Raw genomic sequence first — 2278 nt, 5'->3', positions numbered from 1 at the left:
GAACTCGGCGAGCTTGGTGCCGCCGTCTCCCTCATCGGTCACGATTTCGCCGGCAGTGCGCGGCGGGCGGGGCTCGAACGACTCAACCTTGGACCAGGCGTTGTCGAGGCCGACGCTTGCAGCGTCGAGGCCGAGGTCGGCGAGGCTCCATTCCTGGACCTCTTTCTTCTTCGCGGCCATGATGCCCTTGAACGACGGGTAGCGAGCTTCACCAGTCTGGTCGGTGACACTCACGACGACCTTGCCGGTCGCCTCGACCGTCTGAGCGGCGACGTCGCCGTCGCGGCGGATCTTGACGGTGTCGCCGTCGACCGTGACTTCGGAAGCGAACGTCACGGCGGGGACGCCGAGGCGCTCGGCGACGAGCGTCGGGACAACGCCCATACCCCCATCAGTCGAGGTCATGCCGAAGAACAGCAGGTCGTAGTCGAGCTTCTTGATCGCTTCGGCCAGCACGAGAGACGTAGCAAAGGCGTCAGAGCCGTGAATCGCATCGTCCTTGACGTGTACGCCAGCATCGGCGCCCATCTGCAGAGCCTTGCGGATCGCGTCGGCTGCATCGTCGGGGCCGACCGTGAGGACGGTTACTTCGCCCTCACCAGCCTCGATGACCTGCAGTGCCTGCTCGACCGCGTATTCGTCGAGCTCCGACAGCAGGCCGTCAACGCCATCACGGTCAACGGTGTTGTCTGCGCTGAACGAGCGGTTGGCGGTTGCGTCTGGGACGTACTTGACCGCAACAACGATCTTGGTCACGAGGGACCCTCCTGTGAGTTAGGGGTGCAGAGCCACCATCCCATGGCGCGAAGCGCCGGATCGAGGTGGACTCTTGTGACCTGAATGTTACCGAGGCGTAGCAATGCGAGCGAGCCCCAGCGGCATGGGTTAGGTCACATCACATTGCTTAAGCAACGCAAGAACTGGCTGACGCCAGGGCTTAGTCGTCTTCGGATCGCGAGCGCAGGAATGACTGCGCGAACAGACCGAGGACGAGATAACCGAGCGCTCCCAATCCCCAGGCCACCAGCGCTTCCTTGCTCTCGCCGTTGACACCCGAGAACGAGAACAGACCGCGCAAGGGACCGACGAGCGCATCGCAGACGTTGGAAACGACGTTGAACAACCCGCCATCATCCTGCGGATTGAGCGCCACCATGAACGCGCCGATTGCAAGAACCACGGAGAACACGAAGCCCAGGGCCCCGAGCACCACCGCAAGGGTCGGCACGAGGGTGGACCGCGCATCCTCGTCGTCGCCCGGCTGATCCGTCGGTTCGGGACGGAGTCGATCGATCAATGACTTCTTGGGCTCGCGCGGGGGCTCGACGATGTGATCGTCCTCAGCTGCGTCGGTGGATGCCGCTCCAAGCCTGACTGCAGCCTTGGCGCCCTCACGCTCGGCCTTGGCAGCAGCCTTGGCGGCAGCGGCCTCCTCGTGCTCCTTCTGGCGTGCTGCAGCGAGCTCGGCCTTCTGGGCCTTGCGAGCCTCTGCGGCTTCGCGCTTCGCCTGCTTTGCCCGTTCTTTGGCCTCGCGAGCCTCTCGTTCGCGCTGCTCTGCGTCCTCGTGGTCCTGCTGCAACTTGGCCGCGACGGCGATCGGGCGTTCGGAGCCGTCGCTGTCGTCGACATCGGGCTCGGTCGTCGGCTGCTTGCGTGCTGCCTTCGCGGCCGCCTTGGCTTCACGCCTGGCCTCGATCTCGGCCTGCCGTTCGAGCTTGGCGGCAGCCTTGGCTTCACGTCTGGCCTGGATCTCGGCCTGCCGTTCGAGCTTGGCGGCAGCCTTGGCCTCCGCCTCGTCGACCTTCGCCCGTGCCCTCATCTCCTCGTCAGCGTCGTCATCAGACGCCTGAGCCTCGCGGGCCGCCAGCTTGGCTGCTTTGGCCGCTGCTCGGTCCTCATCGCGGGCCGCCTTGGCAGCGGCCTTCTCCTCAGCACGAGCCGCCTTGGCCTCGGCCTTTGCCTGCATCCGCGCGGCACGGTCGGCCGCCTTCGCCTCAGCCTGAACCTGACGACGTTCGGCCTTCGAAGGCCCGTCGTCCACGACGTCCTTGACCTCGCTCGAATCGCCGAAGATCGACTGGATCGCCGCTGCGGTCATGACACCAGGCGTCCCGGTTTGGGGCGTAGCTGGCTCGTCTACTTCGAGGTCGTGAACATCACTTGCGCCGGACGACTCTTTTTTTGATCGGGGGGGCGAGGGCCTCAGACTCGTCGCTCACCGCCTCAGGCTGTTGGTCGTCGGCTGGTTGTTCATCCACGAACTCATCAACCAATGGCT

Annotated in this window: 2 protein-coding genes; both read right to left on the bottom strand. The window is 65.1% G+C overall.

The window, feature by feature from the left end:
• A partial coding sequence (locus tag V6M39_RS04975) for an electron transfer flavoprotein subunit beta/FixA family protein (RefSeq protein ID WP_332642623.1) occupies positions 1-756 on the bottom strand: 756 nt, incomplete at its 3' end.
• Between the two features lie 181 nt (positions 757-937).
• Positions 938-2098, bottom strand: a complete 1161-nt coding sequence (locus V6M39_RS04970) for a hypothetical protein (protein WP_332642622.1) — start codon at positions 2096-2098, stop codon at positions 938-940.
• Positions 2099-2278 lie beyond the last annotated feature (180 nt).

Source organism: Aeromicrobium sp., assembly GCF_036675695.1.
GTDB lineage: Bacteria > Actinomycetota > Actinomycetes > Propionibacteriales > Nocardioidaceae > Aeromicrobium.
Note: the sequence above shows the minus strand (reverse complement) of the source record. Positions and strands in the feature narration are given on the sequence as shown.

Excerpts from the sequence above, each read along its gene's own strand:
- V6M39_RS04970 (WP_332642622.1), bottom strand. The coding sequence starts at position 2,098 with ATGACCGCAGCGGCGATCCAGTCGATCTTCGGCGATTCGAGCGAGGTC.